Source organism: Serratia sp. CY38905 (genome assembly GCF_052168875.1).
Lineage (GTDB): Bacteria > Pseudomonadota > Gammaproteobacteria > Enterobacterales > Enterobacteriaceae > Serratia > Serratia sarumanii.
Genome location: NZ_JBJNLV010000001.1, coordinates 1,275,825 through 1,293,698, shown reverse-complemented (window position 1 = coordinate 1,293,698; position 17,874 = coordinate 1,275,825). Strand labels below are relative to the sequence as shown.

The 17,874-nt window shown below is 63.1% G+C and carries 18 protein-coding genes; 16 read left to right on the top strand and 2 right to left on the bottom strand.

The window, feature by feature from the left end:
• Positions 1-36: 36 nt before the first annotated feature.
• On the top strand, positions 37-555 hold the full coding sequence (locus ACJ8MK_RS06480; protein WP_342181891.1) for a GNAT family N-acetyltransferase: 519 nt from the start codon (positions 37-39) through the stop codon (positions 553-555).
• A 109-nt stretch (positions 556-664) separates the two neighbouring features.
• Positions 665-1,189 (top strand): shikimate kinase AroL, encoded by a 525-nt coding sequence (gene aroL, locus ACJ8MK_RS06475; RefSeq protein ID WP_033637260.1) that lies wholly within the window; start codon positions 665-667, stop codon positions 1,187-1,189.
• A gap of 36 nt (positions 1,190-1,225) precedes the next feature.
• Here the strand turns inward: aroL and ACJ8MK_RS06470 are convergent, their stop codons facing one another.
• Positions 1,226-1,969 (bottom strand): helix-turn-helix domain-containing protein, encoded by a 744-nt coding sequence (locus ACJ8MK_RS06470; protein ID WP_197807277.1) that lies wholly within the window; start codon positions 1,967-1,969, stop codon positions 1,226-1,228.
• A 96-nt stretch (positions 1,970-2,065) separates the two neighbouring features.
• Between ACJ8MK_RS06470 and ACJ8MK_RS06465 the strand changes: the two genes are divergently transcribed.
• From ACJ8MK_RS06465 to ppnP, 14 genes are all read left to right on the top strand, one after another.
• On the top strand, positions 2,066-2,470 hold the full coding sequence (locus ACJ8MK_RS06465; protein WP_041033588.1) for a nuclear transport factor 2 family protein: 405 nt from the start codon (positions 2,066-2,068) through the stop codon (positions 2,468-2,470).
• 47 nt (positions 2,471-2,517) lie between these two features.
• A complete protein-coding gene (locus ACJ8MK_RS06460; protein ID WP_004940491.1) occupies positions 2,518-2,718 on the top strand; it encodes a YaiA family protein in 201 nt (66 codons plus the stop codon).
• Between the two features lie 144 nt (positions 2,719-2,862).
• Positions 2,863-3,363, top strand: coding sequence for an RNA polymerase sigma factor (locus tag ACJ8MK_RS06455; protein ID WP_033653296.1), 501 nt, complete (start codon positions 2,863-2,865; stop codon positions 3,361-3,363).
• Between the two features lie 76 nt (positions 3,364-3,439).
• Positions 3,440-4,393, top strand: coding sequence for a FecR family protein (locus tag ACJ8MK_RS06450; RefSeq protein ID WP_060436963.1), 954 nt, complete (start codon positions 3,440-3,442; stop codon positions 4,391-4,393).
• Between the two features lie 156 nt (positions 4,394-4,549).
• Positions 4,550-7,249, top strand: a complete 2,700-nt coding sequence (locus tag ACJ8MK_RS06445; RefSeq protein ID WP_442517592.1) for a TonB-dependent hemoglobin/transferrin/lactoferrin family receptor — start codon at positions 4,550-4,552, stop codon at positions 7,247-7,249.
• Positions 7,250-7,327: 78 nt separating this feature from the next.
• Positions 7,328-7,897, top strand: a complete 570-nt coding sequence (locus tag ACJ8MK_RS06440) for a heme acquisition protein HasA (protein ID WP_033647344.1) — start codon at positions 7,328-7,330, stop codon at positions 7,895-7,897.
• 72 nt (positions 7,898-7,969) lie between these two features.
• Positions 7,970-9,751 (top strand): type I secretion system permease/ATPase, encoded by a 1,782-nt coding sequence (locus ACJ8MK_RS06435; RefSeq protein WP_033637266.1) that lies wholly within the window; start codon positions 7,970-7,972, stop codon positions 9,749-9,751.
• Positions 9,748-11,079, top strand: coding sequence for an HlyD family type I secretion periplasmic adaptor subunit (locus tag ACJ8MK_RS06430; protein ID WP_033647342.1), 1,332 nt, complete (start codon positions 9,748-9,750; stop codon positions 11,077-11,079). The genes ACJ8MK_RS06435 and ACJ8MK_RS06430 overlap by 4 nt, the downstream gene beginning before the upstream one ends.
• Before the next feature lie 2 nt (positions 11,080-11,081).
• Positions 11,082-11,873 (top strand): energy transducer TonB, encoded by a 792-nt coding sequence (locus ACJ8MK_RS06425; protein ID WP_103798890.1) that lies wholly within the window; start codon positions 11,082-11,084, stop codon positions 11,871-11,873.
• Positions 11,874-12,126: 253 nt separating this feature from the next.
• Positions 12,127-12,900 (top strand): IclR family transcriptional regulator, encoded by a 774-nt coding sequence (locus tag ACJ8MK_RS06420; protein WP_074026909.1) that lies wholly within the window; start codon positions 12,127-12,129, stop codon positions 12,898-12,900.
• Between the two features lie 219 nt (positions 12,901-13,119).
• On the top strand, positions 13,120-14,676 hold the full coding sequence (locus ACJ8MK_RS06415) for an OPT/YSL family transporter (protein ID WP_060420419.1): 1,557 nt from the start codon (positions 13,120-13,122) through the stop codon (positions 14,674-14,676).
• A gap of 34 nt (positions 14,677-14,710) precedes the next feature.
• On the top strand, positions 14,711-15,640 hold the full coding sequence (locus tag ACJ8MK_RS06410) for a DUF1177 domain-containing protein (protein WP_033647333.1): 930 nt from the start codon (positions 14,711-14,713) through the stop codon (positions 15,638-15,640).
• A gap of 4 nt (positions 15,641-15,644) precedes the next feature.
• Positions 15,645-16,322, top strand: coding sequence for an AroM family protein (locus tag ACJ8MK_RS06405; RefSeq protein ID WP_033653288.1), 678 nt, complete (start codon positions 15,645-15,647; stop codon positions 16,320-16,322).
• Between the two features lie 211 nt (positions 16,323-16,533).
• Positions 16,534-16,824 (top strand): pyrimidine/purine nucleoside phosphorylase, encoded by a 291-nt coding sequence (gene ppnP, locus ACJ8MK_RS06400; protein WP_004940463.1) that lies wholly within the window; start codon positions 16,534-16,536, stop codon positions 16,822-16,824.
• A gap of 65 nt (positions 16,825-16,889) precedes the next feature.
• Here ppnP and rdgC read toward each other — a convergent pair whose 3' ends face one another.
• The gene (gene rdgC, locus ACJ8MK_RS06395) at positions 16,890-17,801 is read right to left on the bottom strand and encodes a recombination-associated protein RdgC (protein ID WP_004940461.1); all 912 of its coding nucleotides are present in this window, start codon (positions 17,799-17,801) and stop codon (positions 16,890-16,892) included.
• Between the last annotated feature and the right edge of the window lie 73 nt (positions 17,802-17,874).

Genomic DNA, 17,874 nt, shown 5'->3' with positions numbered 1-17,874 from the left:
TTGCTTAAATAACCGCCCCAACGTTAAGGAGAACCCATGAGCCTGCAGATTCGTTTGGCGCAGCAGCGGGATATTGTGCACTTGATGGCGGTTGAACGTTCGGCGGCGCAGCTGTTTCGCCAGCAGCCGGAATGGCGCTTTATCGCCGAAGGCGAGGTGATGGCCCCGCAGCAGCATGCCGCATTTATCGCCGAGCACCGTGAATGGCTGGCGGAAAGCGACAACGGCGAGTGCGCCGGTTTTATTGCCGTGCAGGCTCAGGGGGAAGATTGGCACATCGCCGAATTGTCGGTCGCCGGCACCTGGCAGCGGCAGGGCGTCGGCCGTCGCCTGATCGGCGCGGTGGCGCAAGAGGCCAAACGGCAGGGGGCGGGCCGCCTGACGCTCACCACTTTCATTGAGGTGCCGTGGAATGCGCCTTACTACCGGCGGCTGGGATTCCGGCCGCTCGACGACGCGCGGCTCACGGCCGCTCTGCGGCGGCACCTGGATGAGGATCTGGCGCACGGCTTTGCCGCAGGCAGTCGCTGTGCCATGGAATTTACACTATCGTAAATATTGAAATACAGAGCGGGCAGGGTATGATGCTGCCACCACGCCATCGCACCCGCTCGGTATTTTGGTATGCAATGCACTCAAGTCACCGCATAAGGGACAACCCGTAATGACACAAACCCTGTTCATGATAGGCGCTCGCGGAGCCGGCAAGACCACGGTAGGCAGCGCATTGGCGCTGGCGTTGGGCTATCAGTTCGTCGATACCGATCTGTTTATGCAGCAGGCGGCGCAGATGAGCGTGGCGGAAATGGTCGAGCGCGAGGGCTGGCTGGGGTTCCGCCGCCGCGAGACCATCGCGTTGCAAACCGTGACCAAGCCGTCAACTATAGTTGCCACCGGCGGCGGGGCGATCCTGGCGGAGGAGAACCGTCAGTTTATGCGCCAGCATGGCACCGTTATCTACCTGCGCGCGCCGGCCAGCGTGTTGGCGCAGCGGTTGGAAGAGTACCCGGAAGATGCGCAGCGCCCGACGCTCACCGGCAGGCCGATCGCCGAGGAGATGCTCGAGGTGCTGGCGGCGCGCGAAGCGCTGTATCAGGACGCCGCGCATTACGTGATAGATGGCGCCGCCGATCCGCAGCGGGTGGTGGAACAAATCCTCGCGGTGCTGCCGCGTGAGACGGTGAAGTAACCCTTTCTTCTCTTCGGGCGCCGGGCGCCCGTTTTCCTATTCCGTTTGCCGAGCCGGCGCAAAGTACGCCCCGGGCGTGACGCCGAAGCGGCGACGAAAGGCGGCGATATAGGCGCTGACGTTGTCATAGCCACAGGCGTCGGCCACCTCGCCGACCGCTTTGCCGCGTGATAATCCCTCCAGTGAACGCAATACCCGCGCCTGCTGGCGCCACAGCGCGAAGCTGATGCCGGTTTCCTGCAGAAAGCGGCGGCTCAGGGTGCGCGGGCTGAGCCCGGCCCAAATGGCCCAGTCGCGCTGGCTGCGCGGGCTGGCGGGATCGTTCAGCAGCGCCCGGGCGATGTTCAGCAACCTGGCGTCCTGCGGCAGCGGCAATTGTAACGGCGCGCTGCTTGCCGCGTGCATTTCGTCCAGCAGCACCTGCAGCAGCCGCCGTTGCGGCGCGCTTAGCGGGCCGGCGGGGAACTGCGCGATGCGCTCCACCAGGGCCTGCAACAGCGCAGAGGCCGTAAACAGCTGCGGCAGCGGCGGCATCTCCGGCACGCTTTCCACCGGCAGATACAGACTCCAGCCCGCCACGTCGCCGCAGGCCAGCGCCTGATGGGCGCATCCCGGCGGCAGCCAGCCCAGCGTACCGCCGGTGATCGCCCATTGCCGGCCCGGGAGCTCCATTGCCAGCATGCCGCGCGTCAAGAGATAGATCTGGCCGCCTTCGTGCCGGTGCCAGGGCGTCAGGTGCTTTTTTTCATGCTGAAGGCGTTGGCTGCGGATCTGCGTCATATTGGCCGTTTAACGTTATTAAAAGTCTTGATGTGGTTATTATGCCATCGCCTGGTCGGGATAGGATCGCCGTTCACCCTATTTCGGAGAAACCTGATGACTCAACTTACCCCACTGGATCTGGTACTCGATACGCTGCAGCAGGTCGTCGCCAGCCCGGAGCACCGGCCAACGCAGCTCGCCGCCCGTTTCAGCGCAGACTACCGCCAGCAGGTGGATGGCAAGGTGCTGAACTTCGAGCAGTTTGAGCAACACATGGCGCTGCTGAAGCGGCAAACCCGGCGCATGACGCTGAGCGTGATCGCGGCGGCGGAGCGGGGCGAGGCGGTGCTGACCCATCATCTGGTCGAGGTGGAAAAGCGCGACGGCTCCTGCAGCCGCGTGCGGGTGCTAGCGCACTTCACCGTGCGTGAAGGCCGCATTTGCGCCTGCGACGAACTGACCGAGCTGCTGGCGGGCGTGCCCGGCGATCGCGATCTTGGCTCGCGCGTGTCGGAATGAGGGCGGCTGCTATACTTGCTACTGTGTGAAACACACGGGAGAACGGCATGCGCGAAAATGATCAACCTGCTTATCCACGGAGCGCCCGCGTCGTAGAGGTGTTTCGGGGCGACCCGAACCTGCATCTGCGCCGTTTTGAAGTGCGCACCGACGACATTGAGCCGAATACGCTGCTCAGTGAACATGAAACCGAGCAGGAAGCGCTCGACGCCAAGCATCGCTATGAGGACGAGGCGTTAGAGCTCTGACCTGCAGCCCAGCGGAAACCGGCGCCAGGCCGGTTTCCCGTTTATCCCCGCCTTAGCACATATTTCCCAGAACAATATTGATAATGATAATCATTTATGTGATTTTTATCGCCCCTATTGGGTGTTTCACTTCTGGGAAAAGAGATGTCCAATTCCGAGTTGCAGGCGTTGTTTCTGCGCCATATGCGGCCGCTGCAAGCCTATTTGAACGCCAAACTGCGCGACCCTCAGCTGGCTGCGGACTTGGCGCAGGAAAGTTTTACCCGCCTGACCGAGCAGTATCCGCAGGGTAATATTCTCGATATCGAGGCCTACCTGTACAAAACCGCCAAAAACCTGATGCTCGACCATCTGCGCCAGCAGCAGCGGCGGCAGACCGAAGCGGTCGAAGACGACGTTCTGGCGCAGTATCCCTCCGGTGAACCGGCGCTTGAACAACTGGCGATCGATAGCCAATTGCTGCAGCTGTTGCAACAGGCGCTGGCGGACATGCCGCCGCGCACGCAGCAGATTTTCCGCCTTAACCGGCTCGATGGCCTGACCCAGGCGCAGGTGGCGGCGCAGCTGGGCGTGTCGCTCAGCACGGTGGAAAAACACCTGGCCAGCGCGCTCGAGCGGCTGATGGCACGGATGGAAGAACAATAATGGCAATTTTTTTACGGGTTTATCCGCGCTCAGACGTCTTAACCTATAACCAGAAAAAACAGAGGTCTATGCCATTATGAAACCGCTAACCGCACAGGCGCGACAGCAGGCGGCCGCCTGGGCCGTGAGCCTGGCCGAAGGGGCGCTGCCGGCCGATCGGCGGCGAGCGCTGGACGCCTGGCTGGCCGCCGATCCGCAGCATCCGGCGGCGCTGCGTCAGGCTCGCCTGCTGTGGACGACGCTGGGGCAGCTGCCGCCAGAGCAGCGGCAGGCGTTACAACCGCAGGTGGCGGCGCTGAAAACGCCATCTCGCCATCGATGGCCCCGCTGGGCGGTGGCGGCGGCGGTGGCGATCGCCGTTTCCTTCGGCGTTTATCGCGGGCCGGATCTGTGGATCGGCATGCAGGCGGATTATCAAACCGTTCGCGGCGAGGTGCGCGAAGTGGCATTGCCGGACGGCAGCCGGGTGGCGCTGGACAGCGGCAGCGCGATCGCACTGGCGTATTCCGCAGGCGAACGCAAGGTGCGGCTGCTGAGCGGCGCCGCCTATTTTATCGTCGCGCCGTTAGGTGGGGCGGAAAGCCGCCCATTCAGGGTGGAGGCGGAAAACGGTGTCACCCAGGCGCTGGGCACCGAGTTCAGCGTGGCGCGCACTGAACGGGGCGTGGACATCAGCGTGCATCAGCACAGCGTGCGGGTGACGCTTGAGCGCGGCGAGCGCTCGTTGGTGGTCGCGCAACGCCAGGCGGCGCATTACCGCAACGGGCAGCTGCAGCTGACGCGGCAAACGGCCGGCGATGACGCCTGGCGGCGCGGCTGGCTGGTGATCGACCGCCAACCGCTGCCGCAGGCGCTCGCGCAGCTCAACCGCTATCGCGCGACCCGCATCGTGGCGGTCAATCCCGCGCTAAGAGCGCGCACGGTGAGCGGCGTGTTTGCGCTCAATAAGCTCGACGACGGCGTCGGCGCCATTCGTCAGGAACTCTCCGCCCGCCAACTGAATCTCCCCGGCATCACGCTGCTTTACTGAGCGGCGCAGGCGGGCCGGGATGCCCGTTTCGCCGCTATTTTCACTTTCTGTAAAAAATCTTTACGGGTTTTTGCCTCCCGGAACGTCCTTATGTTTAAACGAGATTGATTTCCATTATCACTTGGTTTGGCATTCTTTCGGGTGGAACACACACGCATGTTTATTCACAAGGGAACCACGCCGGCCGGCCGATTGGCCACGGCGGTACGCGCCGCGCTGGCGGCGATGATGTTGACTCAGCCGGCTGTGGCGCTCGCTGCCCAGGCTGAGGCGAACGGCGCGCAGGCTGCACAGCAAAAGCATTTCAACGTTGCGGCGCAGCCGCTGCAAAGCGCCATGTTGCGCTTCGCCGAGCAGGCCGGCATGCAGGTATTTTTCGACGAGGTGAAGCTCGACGGCATGCAGGCGGCGGCGCTGAACGGCAGCATGAGCGTTGAACAGGGCCTGCGGCGCTTGATCGGCGGCAATCCGGTGGCTTTCCGCCTGCAGCCGCAGGGGCAGATCGTATTGAGCCGGCTGCCGACGGCGAACGGCGACGGCGGTGCGCTGGCGCTGGATAGCCTGACGGTGCTGGGCGCCGGCGGCATCAACGCCAACGATTGGGTTTACGACGAACCGCGCTCGGTCAGCGTCATCAGCCGCGAACAGATGGACAACCGCCCGGCGCGACACGCGGCCGATATTCTGGAGCAGACGACGGGGGCCTATTCCAGCGTCAGCCAGCAAGATCCGGCGCTGTCGGTCAACATCCGCGGCATACAAGACTACGGCCGGGTGAACATGAACATCGACGGCATGCGGCAGAATTTTCAAAAGAGCGGCCATGGCCAGCGTAACGGCACCATGTACATCGATTCCGAACTGCTGTCCGGCGTAACCATCGACAAGGGCACCACCGGCGGTATGGGCAGCGCCGGCACGCTCGGCGGCATCGCCACCTTCAATACCGTCAGCGCGAGCGATTTCCTGGCGCCGGGCAAAGAGCTGGGCGGCAAGCTGCACGCCAGCACCGGCGATAACGGCACCCACTTCATCGGCAGCGGCATACTGGCATTGGGCAACGAAACCGGCGATATCCTGCTGGCCGCCAGCGAACGCCACCTCGGCGACTATTGGCCCGGCAACAAGGGCGACATCGGCAACATTCGCATCAATAACGACACCGGCAATTACGATCGCTACGCCGAGAGCATCAAGAACAACAAAATCCCCGACACTAATTACCGCATGCACTCGCGGCTGGCCAAGGTGGGCTGGAATCTGCCCGCCAACCAACGCCTGCAATTGAGCTATCTGCAGACCCAGACCGCGTCGCCGATCGCCGGCACCTTGACCAACCTGGGCACCCGGCCGCCTTATGAACTGGGCTGGAAGCGCACCGGTTACAGCGACGTGATGGCGCGCAACGCGGCGTTCGACTACAGCCTGGCGCCGGAAGGCGTCGATTGGCTCGATTTTCAGGCCAAGCTGTATTACGTCGATACTCAGGACGACAGCGACACCTACAGCACCAGCTCGCTGCTGGACAACGGCTACGCGACGCGCACCCGCCTGCGCACCTATGGCGCGCAGGCGCAAAACACCTCGCGTTTCAGCCTGGCGCCGGGGCATGACTTCCGCGCCAACTACGGGCTGGAGTTCTATTACGACAAAGCGACCAGCGACTCTTCCCGTGAGGGTATGGAAGGGGTGACGCCGGCCGGCAACCGTTCGGTCGGCAGCCTGTTCGCCAACCTGACCTACGACTACGACGGCTGGCTGACGCTGGAGGGCGGGCTGCGTTACGACCGCTATCGCCTGCGCGGCCAGACCGGCCTGAGCTATCCGGATTTGGCCAAGGATGGGCAACGCTACACGATTGACAATCCTTGCAAAGCGTTGCGTCTGACCGGCTGTTCAACCACTACCCGCGAAGATTGGGACGTGGATCGCGATCAGGGCAAGCTGTCGCCGACGCTGGCGGTGGCGGTGCGCCCCGGCGTGGAGTGGCTTGAGCTGTATACCACCTACGGCAAATCCTGGCGGCCGCCGGCGATCACCGAAACGCTGACTAACGGCAGCGCACACAGTTCTTCCACGCAATACCCCAACCCGTTCCTGCAGCCCGAGCGCTCGCGCGCCTGGGAAGTCGGGTTCAACGTGCAGCAGCCGGATCTGTGGTTTGAGGGCGATCGGTTGGTGGCCAAGGTGGCCTACTTCGACACCAAAGTGGATAACTACATCAACCTGGCGATAGACCGCAATAAACCGGGGCTGGTGCAGCCGAGCATCGGCAATGCCGCTTACGTCAACAATCTGTCTAAAACCCGCTTCCGCGGGCTGGAGTACCAGCTCAACTATGACGCCGGGGTGTTCTACGCCGACCTGACCTATACCCACATGATCGGCAAAAACGAGTTCTGCTCGAACAAGGCCTGGTTGGGAGGGCGTCTGCGCTACGGCGACGGATCGCGCCGCGGCAACTTCTATGTTGAGCCGGATGCCGCTTCCAATGACTTCGTCACGTGTGACGGGGGGACGCAGTTCGGCTCCGCCGCCTACCTGCCGGGCGATCGCGGCTCGGTGACGCTGGGCGGCCGCGCCTTCGATCGCAAGCTGGACGCCGGGGTGACCGTGCGCTTTGCGCCGGGCTATCAGGACAGCTCGGTGCCATCCAACTATCCGTACCTGGCCGACTGGCCGAAGTACACCCTGTTCGATCTGTACGCCAGCTACAAGCTGACCGACAGCCTGACGCTGCGCGGCTCGGTGGAGAACCTGACCAACTGCGCCTACGTCGTCAGCTATGGGGAGACGCTGGCCAATACCCTGGGGCGCGGCCGCACCGTGCAGGGCGGGGTGGAATACCGTTTTTAAGCAGTAAAAGGGCGTTGCTCATCCTTGAGCACAAGGGCTGCCTCGCAAGGGGCGCCGTTCATCAATGGAGATAGAGAAATGGCATTTTCAGTTAACTATGACAGCAGCTTTGGCGGTTACAGCATTCATGACTATCTGGGCCAATGGGCTTCGACATTCGGTGATATCAACCATACCAACGGCAATGTCGTCGAAGGCTCAAACAGCGGTGGCTTCTACGGCGGCCGGTTGTCCGGTAGCCAATACGCCGTGACCAGTACGGACAACCATGTCACGTCGGTCGTGGCGGGTGGCAACCTGACCTACACGCTGTTCAATGAACCGGCGCATACCCTGTACGGCCAGCTGGATTCCCTGTCGTTCGGCGACGGTTTGAGCGGTGGCGATACATCACCGTACAGCATTCAGGTGCCTGACGTCAGCTTCGGCGGCCTGAACCTCAGCAGCCTGCAGGCGCAGGGCCACGATGGCGTGGTGCACCAGGTGGTGTACGGCCTGATGTCCGGCGATACCGGCGCGCTGGAAACTGCGCTGAACGGCATCCTCGACGACTACGGTCTGAGCGTCAACTCCACCTTCGATCAGGTGGCGGCGGCGACGGCGGTGGGCGTGCAGCACGCCGACAGCCCGGAACTGTTGGCGGCCTGATCGCGGCCGTTTGCCCGCCGGCGCCGCGCGCCCCGGCGGGCATTTTCTCGTTTTTAGCCGATGGAAAACGCCATGAAAAACGCCGTCAGGCGCGGAGAAGTGATGAGCGTGCTGGCCGCATACCGGCGCGGATTTTGGGGCATCGCGCTGTTTACCGCGGTGATCAACCTGCTGATGCTGGCACCGGCGCTGTACATGCTGCAGGTCTACGATCGCGTGTTGCCGTCGGGCAACCGCATGACGCTGGCGATGCTGACCCTGATGGTGGTCGGCCTTTACCTGTTTATGGGGCTGCTGGAGTGGGTGCGCAGCCAGGTGGTGATCCGCCTCGGCGCCCAGATGGATATGCGCCTGAATCAGCGGGTCTACGACGCCGCCTTCGAAACCAACCTGAAAACCGGCAACCCGCTGGCGGGGCAGGCGCTGAACGATCTGACCAACCTGCGCCAGTTCGCCACCGGCAATGCGCTGTTCGCCTTTTTCGATGCGCCCTGGTTCCCGGTTTATCTGCTGGTGGTTTTTCTGCTCCACCCCTGGCTTGGCGCGTTGGCCAGCGCCGGGGTGATCGTGCTGGTGCTGCTGGCCTGGCTCAACCAACGGGTGTCGCAGGCGCCGCTCGCGGAGGCCGGCCGGGTCGCGCTGAGCGCCACGCAGCAGGCCAACGGCAACCTGCGCAATGCGGAGGCCATCGCCGCCATGGGGATGCTGACCGACTTGCGCCTGCGCTGGCTGCGGCAGCATCAGCAGTTCCTGCTGTTGCAGAACCGCGCCAGCGAGAAAATCGCCGCCGTCACCGCCTGGTCGAAAACCGTGCGGCTGGCGCTGCAGTCGCTGATGTTGGGCTGCGGCGCGCTGCTGGCGGTCAACGGCGACATTACGCCGGGCATGATGATCGCCGGATCGATCCTGATCGGCAGGGTGCTGGGGCCGATCGATCAGCTGATCGGCGCCTGGAAGCAGTGGTCGTCGGCGCGCCAGTCCCTGCAGCGGCTGGAGGTGATGCTGGCCGCCAACCCGCCGCAGGCGGCGAGCCTGCCGCTGCCTGCGCCCAGCGGCACATTGGCCGTGAATCAGTTGACCGCCAGCGCGCCGGGCGGGAGCGCGCCGGTGTTGCACGGCGTTAGTTTTCGTCTGGAGGCCGGGGAGGTGCTGGGCGTCATTGGCGCGTCCGGCTCCGGCAAAACGCTGCTGATGCGCCAACTGGTCGGCGCGCTGACGCCGCTCAGCGGCGACGTGCGGCTGGATGGTGCGGATCTTCGGCAGTGGGACAAACAGCAACTGGGGCCGCATATCGGCTACTTGCCGCAGGATATCCAGCTGTTCGCCGGCACCCTGACGGAAAATATCGCCCGCTTTGGCCAGGTTGACGCCGAGAAGGTGGTGGCCGCCGCCGCGCTGGCCGGCGTGCACCAACTGATCCTGCATTTGCCCAAAGGGTATGAAACCGAGCTGGGCGAGGGCGGCAGCGGCCTGTCCGGCGGCCAGCGTCAGCGGGTGGCGCTGGCGCGCGCGCTGTATGGTTCTCCGGCGTTGGTGGTATTGGACGAACCGAACGCCAACCTCGATCGCGAAGGGGAAGAGGCGCTGCAGCGGGCGATCGAAGCGCTGAAAAAGCGCGGCACCACCATCGTGTTGGTGACCCACAAACCGGCGATCCTGGCGACGACCGACAGATTGCTGGTGCTGGCCGCCGGCCAGGTGCAGCACTTCGGCCCCAGCGACGCCATCCTGAAAAAACTGCCTGGTTTTACGCCCGCGGCCGTACCGGCCAACGCCGGCCGCAGCAGCGGCGGCGGTTTCAACGTCAACTACGCCAATTTTGCCAAAACGGCCAGCGGTGAACGAAAAGTATGAGCAATCAGAGTGTGATCCCCGGCGATATCGACGCGCTTTCCCGGCAGTTCGACGAAGGGCGCCACCTGCGGCTCGGTGGTTGGCTGGTGCTGTTGGGGTTTGGCGGTTTCCTGCTGTGGGGGCTGTTGGCGCCGCTGGATAAGGGCGTGCCGGTCTCCGGCAGCGTGGTGGTGGCCGGCAACCGCAAGGCGGTACAGCACCCGAGCGGCGGCGTGGTGTCGCAAATTCAGGTGCATGAGGGCGACCGGGTCAGCGCAGGACAGGTGCTGCTGCTGATGGATACCGTCGACAGCCGCACCCAGCGTGATGCGCTGCGCAGCCAGCAGTTGAGCAACGCCGCGCAGCGGGCGCGGCTGCAGGCCGAGCGCGACGGCCTGCAGGCGATCGCTTTCCCGGCATTGCTGCAGGCGCGGCGGGAGGAGCCGGAGGTGATGTCGTTGATGCTGCTGCAACAGCAGCTGTTCACCAGCCGCCGCGCGGCGTTGCAGAGCGAGCTGGCGGCGATCGCGGAGAGCATCGCCGGATCGCAGGCGATGCTGGAAGGGATCCGGCAGTCTTACGCCAGCAAGCAGCGGCAAAAGGCCATGTTGCAGGAGCAACTGAGCGGCATGCGCAAGCTGGCGGCGCAAGGGTATGTGGCGCGCAACCGGCTGCTGGATCTGGAAGGGCAGTATGCGCAGATCGACGGCCAGGCGTCCGAAGACACCGGCAATATCGGCCGCCTGGGGCGCCAGATCCTGGAACTGAAGCTGCGGGCGATCCAGCGGCGGGAAGAGTATCAAAAAGAGGTCAGCAGCCAATTGGCCGAGGTGCGGATGAAGCTGGACGAGCTGGATAACCGCCTGGCCAAGGCGGAGGCCGATCTGGGCCATACGCAGGTGAAAGCGCCGGTGGCGGGCACGGTGGTGGGGCTGAGCGTATTCACCGAAGGCGGCGTGATCGGCGCCGGTCAGCAGCTGATGGAGATCGTGCCCAGCGATCGGGGGCTGCAGGTGGAGGCGCGTATCCCGGTCGAGCTGATCGACAAGGTGCAGGTGGGCTTGCCGGTCGAGCTGTTGTTCTCGGCGTTTAACCAAAGCACCACGCCGCGCGTCGAGGGCGAAGTGACGCTGGTCGGGGCCGATCGCCTGACCGACGAGAAAAGCGGTGCGCCCTATTACAGCGTGCGCGCCAAGGTCAGCGAAGCGGGTCTGCAGCGGTTGAACGGGTTGGAAATCCGCCCGGGGATGCCGGTCGAAGGGTTCATCCGCACCGGCGAGCGTTCGATGATGAACTACCTGTTCAAACCGCTGACCGATCGCCTTCATCTGGCGCTGACGGAAGAGTGAGCATGTCGGTTTCGCCGCTGCCTTTCGCCGCGCCCGGCGATGCCATGCCCTGGCGCCGTTGCCTGGTGCTGGTGCTGGCGCTGCACCTGCTGGCCGCGGCGCTGCTCTGGCCCTGGCGAGACAAGGCCGAGCCGCCGTGGGTGCCGCCGCCGGCGGTCATGGTGGTGATGGCCGCCGCACCGCAGGCTCCGGCCGAGGTAAAACAACCGCCGGGGCAAAGGACGCCGCCGCCTCAGGTTGAACCGCCGGCGCCGCCGGAACCCTTGCCGACGGTGAAGGTGCCTGAAGCCGTACGGCCGAACATCGCCGTACCGCCGAAGCAGAAAAAATCGCCCAAGCCGGTGAAGAAAATCCCCCTGCCGCGCACGCCGCCGCAGGAGAAAACGATCGCGCCGCCGAGAATTCAGGAGCAAAGCGTCGGCGCGCCGCCGCCGGGCCGGGCGGATAAAGCGGCCGCGCCGCAAACCCGCCTGACGCCCTATGCACAGGCGGGGGAAGATAGCTGGCGCAGCCGCATCAACGGCCGCCTTAATCGCTTTAAGCGTTATCCCAAAGACGCCTTGCGGCTGAAGCGCCAGGGCGTCGGGCAGGTGCGTTTCACCCTGGACAGGCAGGGCCATGTGTTGGCGGTGACGCTGGTCAGCAGCGCCGGGTTGCCGTCGCTGGATCGCGAAATCCAGGCGCTGGTCAAGCGCGCTTCGCCGTTGCCTACGCCGCCGGCGGACGCCTACGTCAACGGCACGGTGGAATTGACGTTGCCGATCGATTTCAGTTTGCGCGCCGCAAGTTTTTGAGCCGCGACAATATCTCTCCCTGATAAAATCATTTTTCAGCAGCTTGTCCTGCCATTCATTATTTTCAAAGCGTATCGTTATTTTATTTGGCGCGGCGGAGTTGGCGTTCTGCGCGATATTTTCATTTAAAAAGCACGAATGCCTTTTATTTTGCGGCTGACAAAAAATAAACAGCTTGACGCTGCGGAGTTCGGGTTTTAGTTTTTAATTATAAAACAGGAACTGAGTTCCATATAGTGGAACAAGGCGGATCATGACAACGCTGGAAAATGCCGCTGCGGTATTAAAACTCTTTTCTCAACAACGCGTGATGCATGGCCAACCGGGCATTGCATTCAGCGACGTGGTGGACCAATTAGCGCTGCCGAAAAGCACGGTATCGCGCCTGCTGCAGAGCATGGAAAATCAGGGCATGCTGGAGCGCGATCCCGAGAGCCGGCGTTACCGCATCGGCGCGCTGTTGCTGGCGGCATCCAGCCACTATCTGTCGATGCCGCTGGTGGACAACCTGGCGGCCAGCATGGCGCAGCTGTGCCGCCAGACGGCGTGTACCGGCTACCTCTCGGTGCTGGAGGGGCAGGAGATCATGGTGATGCGCATGTTCCCCGGCCGCCACTTTTTGCAGGTGGTCACCCCGGCGGGCTACCGTTCACCGGCGGCGGAAACCTCGGTTGGTCGGGCGATACTGGCGCGTGAAAGCGACGAGCAGGTTCGGGCGCGTTACGCCGGCGGTTACCGGGCGGCTTCGCCCAATGCGCCGCAAACGCTGGATGCGCTGCTGCAGAAGTTGCAGCAGGTGAGGCGCCAGGGCTGGTCGCTGGCGCGCAATGAAACCTTGAACGGCATCAGTTCGCTGGCGACCGCGCTGGTGAACAAGCACGGCAGCGAGACGGTGGGGCTGTGTCTGTCCTTCCCTTCGCAGGGCGAGGAACAGCCGTTTGTACCGGAAGTTCTGGCCGAATTAACCGCAGTCAGCCGCCAACTGGCGGAAAAATATGGCGATGATTATTGGCAGCAGATCAACTAACGCGCCGGAGCTATAACGTTTCATCATCATTAACGAGCGCCGACACCAGGGAACTCATTAATTATATTTCACCGTATTTTATTGGTGAGAAACAGACGGGCTAAATAAGAAAATAATCACGTTATGACGCCGGCAGTTCCAAATAATGGAACTGTCGCGGCGAACTATCGTCGGGCGTTATTTCCGGCATGCGGCAGGAAATATTCAGGGATACCAAGCATGAAATCAAATAATCCGCTAAAAGAGGCCGGCACGCTGTTGGTCATGGCGCTGCTTTCGGTGGTGGGGGCGATCATCGGCGTTCAGCTGATCACCACGCTGGGCGTGACGCCCAACACCTCGATCATCGGTGCGCTGATCGCCATGCTGCTGGCACGCATTCCGCTGCAAATGTTTCAACGCTACCGCTCGGTGCACACCCAGAACTTGGCGCAGACGGTGATCTCCTCAGCCACCTTCGGCGCGGCCAACTGCCTGCTGATGCCGATTGCGGTGCCTTACGTGATGGGACAACCGCAGCTTATTCTGCCGATGTTCTGCGGCGTGGCGGCGGCGATGCTGCTCGACGCCTATCTGCTTTATCGCCTGTTCGATACCAAAGTGTTCCCCGCCGCCAATGCCTGGCCGCCGGGCGTCGCCGCCGCGGAGGCGATTAAAGCCGGCGATCGCGGCGGCAAGCAGGCCTGGCTTTTGGTGGTGGGCGTAGGGGTGGGCATCGCCGGATCAATGCTCAAGATCCCCATGGCGGCCTTCGGCACCGCCTTTATCGGCAATATCTGGGCGCTGAGCATGTTCGGCGTCGGGCTATTGCTGCGGGCCTACGCCGAGCCGGTGGCCGGTTTCGATATCAATGCCCATTTTATTCCGCACGGCGTGATGGTCGGCGCCGGCCTGGTGGCGCTGATCCAGGTCGCGCAGGTGATCCGCAGCCGCCGCGCCGATAGCGCCGGTTATACCCAACCGGACAGCGCGGTAAGCAAAGCGCTCGGCCTGGGGGCGGTCGGCTACATCGCCATCGCCGCGTTTTTGGCTCTGGTCGGCGGGCTGTTTAGCGAGATGTCGCTGCCGATGCTGGCGCTGTTCGTGATTTACGCGGCGTTCGCCGCTTTCGTTCATGAGCTGATCGTCGGTATCGCCGCCATGCACTCCGGCTGGTTTCCGGCGTTCGCGGTGGCGTTGATCACCCTGATCGTCGGTATCCTGATCGGTTTCCCACCGCTGGCGCTGTGCATCCTGACCGGCTTTACCGCCGCTACCGGGCCGGCCTTCGCCGACATGGGCTTTGACTTGAAAGCCGGCTTCATCCTGCGCGGCTACGGCGAGGATCTGCGGCAGGAACTGCTGGGGCGCCGCATTCAGCTGTTTGCGGCGCTGATCGCCTTCCTCATCGCCATTCCGGTGGTTTACCTCTCTTACCACAGCTATTTCCTGCAGGACCTGATCCCGCCGGTCGCGCGCGTTTACGCCAAGACCATCGAGGCCGGTGCGCAGCCGGGCATCGCCTGGAGCCTTTTGATCTGGGCGATCCCCGGCGCCGTGGTGCAGCTGATCGGCGGCCCCAAGCGCCAGCTCGGCGTGCTGCTGGCAACCGGCCTGCTGATCAACAACGCCTTGGCTGGGTGGGCGGTGCTGGTGGGCATCGCGTTGCGCGTGGCGATCCTGCGCCGTTGGGGCGATCGCGGCCGCACGCCGATGGAGATCATGGCGGCCGGGTTTATCGCCGGCGACGCGCTCTACAACTTCTTCAGCTCGATTTTTTCCAGCAAGGGCAAATAGCCCCTACCGATGACATTGGTGAGGTAAAACGACCATGAGTTTGCAACAAACGCTGCAGGTTTTTGAATTGATTGATAGCGCATTCGTCAGCGGCCAGGACGTCGTCGATCTGTTTGCGCCTTACCCGGCGATCCGCGCCAGCACCCTGCGCGCCGAGGGGCCGAAGGGCGGCACCGATTTTGTGCGCATCGAGATCCCCGGCAGCGCAGGCAAATTCGCTGGCGGTGCGGCGCCGACGCTGGGCATTATCGGCCGCCTGGGCGGCATCGGCGCGCGGCCGACGCGTATCGGGCTGGTGTCCGACGGCGACGGCGCGATCGCCGCCATTGCCGCCGCGCTGAAGCTGGCGGAGATGCAGCGCAAGGGCGACACGCTGCCGGGGGATGTGATCGTCACCACCCATATTTGCCCGAACGCGCCGACCCGGCCGCACGATCCGGTCGATTTTATGGATTCGCCGATCGATGACGTGACGATGAACGATAATGAAGTGGTGCCGGAGGCTGACGCCATCCTGTCGATCGATACCACCAAAGGCAACCGCATCATCAACCACAAAGGCTATGCGCTATCGCCGACGGTGAAAGAGGGCTACATCCTGCGGGTGGCGGAAGATCTGCTGCGCATCATGGAGATGACCAGCGGCCGCCCGGCGGTGACCTTCCCGATCACCACGCAGGACATCACCCCTTACGGCAACGGCGTGCATCACCTCAACAGCATCCTGCAGCCCTCGACCGCTACTGCGGCGCCGGTGGTCGGCGTGGCGATCTGCAGCGAATCGGTGGTGCCGGGCTGCGGCACCGGCGCCAGCCACGAAACGGATATCGCGCTGGCGGTCAAATTCGCGGTGGAAGTCGCCAAAGAATTCGGCCGCGGCACCTGCCGGTTCTACGATGCCGCCGAATACGGCCAGCTGCTGGCGCTGTACGGCAGTCTGAGTCACCTGCAAAAAAGGAGATAGCCCCATGACGGCTTCATTCGCCACGCTGACCATCGGTCAGGCGCCGCGCAGCGATATCATGCCGCTGCTGTCTGCTTATCTGCCGGCGGAGCGGGTGAGGCACGTCGGTTTGCTGGACGGCCTGGATGCCGGGCAGATCGCCGAGCGTTATGCGCCGCAATGGGGCGATAAGCTGCTGGTGTCGCGCCTGTTGGACGGCACGCAGGTGACGCTCTGTGCCGCTCGCGTCGAAAGCGGGTTGCAGCAGAAGATCCGCGAGCTGGAGGCGGCGGGATGCCAGGTGATCCTGCTGCTGTGCACCGGCGAATTCGGCCGATTGCAGGCGGAGCAGGCGCTGTTGCTGGAGCCGGATCGCATCATCCCGCCGTTGATCTCCGCGATCGTCGGCGAACACCGCGTCGGCATCGTGGTGCCGGTGGCGGAACAGGTTGGGCAGCAGGCGCGCAAATGGCGGCAGCTGGCGACGCCGCCGAGCTATGCCGTCGCCAGTCCTTATCTGGCGGATGACGCCGCGCTGGAGCAGGCGGCTTGCGCACTGCTGCGGCAGGGGGCGGAGGTGGTGGTGCTCGATTGCATCGGTTATCACCAGCGCCACCGCGCTTTTTTGCAGGCGCGTCTGTCGGTGCCGGTGCTGCTGTCGAACGTTCTGGTCGCCAAGCTGGCCGCAGAGTTAATCGGCTGATACAAATAGCCATAAATCACCGCCCGGCGCGGCCTCGGGCGCTTTGCGCTCGCGGGTATCCCCGGGTTTCAGCAGCCCTGACTGCCGGAGAGAGGCCCGGTGGCGTTTTCCTCTGCGCCGCGATCGCATTTCGCGCGAAAAACCAGTGACAGATCAACCGCAATCCCCCAATATGGATTTTCCATCAAGATGATTACGCGGGTGCCAGTCTATGCTGAAAGTGAATGAGTATTTTGCCGGAAAAGTGAAGTCTATCGGTTTTGACAGTAGCAGCATCGGTCTTACCAGCGTGGGCGTGATGGAAGAGGGGGAATACACCTTCTCCACCGCGCAGCCGGAAGAAATGACGGTGATCACCGGGGCGCTGAAAGTGCTGCTGCCGGGGGCGCCGGACTGGCAGGTGTTTACGCCGGGCGAGAAGTTCTTCGTGCCGGGGCACAGCGAGTTCAACCTGCAGGTGGCCGACGCGACCGCCTATCTGTGCCGTTACCTGAGCAAATAAATTTTGTTCGTTAGGGAAACGCAGGGCTCAGCGGATGCTGGGCCCTGGTCATTTCTGCGGCGGGATTAACGCTGGGCTTCGCCGCCGAGCGCTTCGATGGTGTTTTTGATCAACGCCGCCAGCTCGCTGGTCATCAGGATAAAGTCGGCGTCAAAGCGCTGGGCGAAGTCGTCGCGATCGATATCGTCGTTCTGCTCGCGCAGCGTGTCGGCGAACTTCAGGCGCTTGAGCGAGCCGTCGTCCGACAGCATCAGCTGAATGCGCTCCTGCCAATCCACTGCCAGCTTGGTCACCAGCTTGCCGGCTTCGATATGCACCGCGATTTCGTCGCTGATCAGATTCTGTTTCTTGCAGCGGATCACGCCGCCTTCTTCCAGAATCGCTTTCAGTTCCGCTTCATCCTGAATGGCGAAACCAGCCGGCATCTCGCCGGAACGCACCCATTCGGTCAGCGTCAGTTCGATCGGGCTTTCCATGGTCAGCGGCACCACCGGCAGCGAGCCGAGGCTTTTGCGCAGCAGCGCCAGCGTATCTTCGGCGCGTTTGGCGCTGGCGGCATCGACCATGATCAGATCGTTGACGGTGTCGATCCACATGAAGGTTTGGTTGAAGCGGCTGAAGGCACGCGGCAGCAGGCTGTGCAGCACTTCGTCCTTCAGCGCGTCTTTCTCGGTTTTCTTCAGTTTGCGATGTTGTTCCGCCTCCAGGCGCTCAATTTTGGCCTGCAGCTCTTGCTTGATGACCGGCGACGGCAGGATTTTCTCTTCCTTGCGCGCGCAGATGACGATTTGGCCGTTGACCGCGTGCGTCAGCGCATCGCTGTGCGAGCCCATCGGGGAGACCCAGCCGGTCTTGGCCATGTCCTGGCTGCCGCACGGCGTGAAGGCGAACGCGCTGAGTTGTTTTTCCATTTCATCCGCGTTTAACGCCACTTCGCGGCTCAAACGGTAAACCATCAAATTCTTAAACCACAGCATAATGTTATCCCTGGCTGGGCGTGCGCTCGGCACGCTGATTCGTCAAAAGCAGGGCGGCATGATAACGAATTGA

Coding starts and splice junctions, on each gene's coding strand:
- ACJ8MK_RS06480 (WP_342181891.1), top strand. CDS start 37: ATGAGCCTGCAGATTCGTTTGGCGCAGCAGCGGGATATTGTGCACTTG.
- aroL (WP_033637260.1), top strand. CDS start 665: ATGACACAAACCCTGTTCATGATAGGCGCTCGCGGAGCCGGCAAGACC.
- ACJ8MK_RS06470 (WP_197807277.1), bottom strand. CDS start 1,969: ATGACGCAGATCCGCAGCCAACGCCTTCAGCATGAAAAAAAGCACCTG.
- ACJ8MK_RS06465 (WP_041033588.1), top strand. CDS start 2,066: ATGACTCAACTTACCCCACTGGATCTGGTACTCGATACGCTGCAGCAG.
- ACJ8MK_RS06460 (WP_004940491.1), top strand. CDS start 2,518: ATGCGCGAAAATGATCAACCTGCTTATCCACGGAGCGCCCGCGTCGTA.
- ACJ8MK_RS06455 (WP_033653296.1), top strand. CDS start 2,863: ATGTCCAATTCCGAGTTGCAGGCGTTGTTTCTGCGCCATATGCGGCCG.
- ACJ8MK_RS06450 (WP_060436963.1), top strand. CDS start 3,440: ATGAAACCGCTAACCGCACAGGCGCGACAGCAGGCGGCCGCCTGGGCC.
- ACJ8MK_RS06445 (WP_442517592.1), top strand. CDS start 4,550: ATGTTTATTCACAAGGGAACCACGCCGGCCGGCCGATTGGCCACGGCG.
- ACJ8MK_RS06440 (WP_033647344.1), top strand. CDS start 7,328: ATGGCATTTTCAGTTAACTATGACAGCAGCTTTGGCGGTTACAGCATT.
- ACJ8MK_RS06435 (WP_033637266.1), top strand. CDS start 7,970: ATGAAAAACGCCGTCAGGCGCGGAGAAGTGATGAGCGTGCTGGCCGCA.
- ACJ8MK_RS06430 (WP_033647342.1), top strand. CDS start 9,748: ATGAGCAATCAGAGTGTGATCCCCGGCGATATCGACGCGCTTTCCCGG.
- ACJ8MK_RS06425 (WP_103798890.1), top strand. CDS start 11,082: ATGTCGGTTTCGCCGCTGCCTTTCGCCGCGCCCGGCGATGCCATGCCC.
- ACJ8MK_RS06420 (WP_074026909.1), top strand. CDS start 12,127: ATGACAACGCTGGAAAATGCCGCTGCGGTATTAAAACTCTTTTCTCAA.
- ACJ8MK_RS06415 (WP_060420419.1), top strand. CDS start 13,120: ATGAAATCAAATAATCCGCTAAAAGAGGCCGGCACGCTGTTGGTCATG.
- ACJ8MK_RS06410 (WP_033647333.1), top strand. CDS start 14,711: ATGAGTTTGCAACAAACGCTGCAGGTTTTTGAATTGATTGATAGCGCA.
- ACJ8MK_RS06405 (WP_033653288.1), top strand. CDS start 15,645: ATGACGGCTTCATTCGCCACGCTGACCATCGGTCAGGCGCCGCGCAGC.
- ppnP (WP_004940463.1), top strand. CDS start 16,534: ATGCTGAAAGTGAATGAGTATTTTGCCGGAAAAGTGAAGTCTATCGGT.
- rdgC (WP_004940461.1), bottom strand. CDS start 17,801: ATGCTGTGGTTTAAGAATTTGATGGTTTACCGTTTGAGCCGCGAAGTG.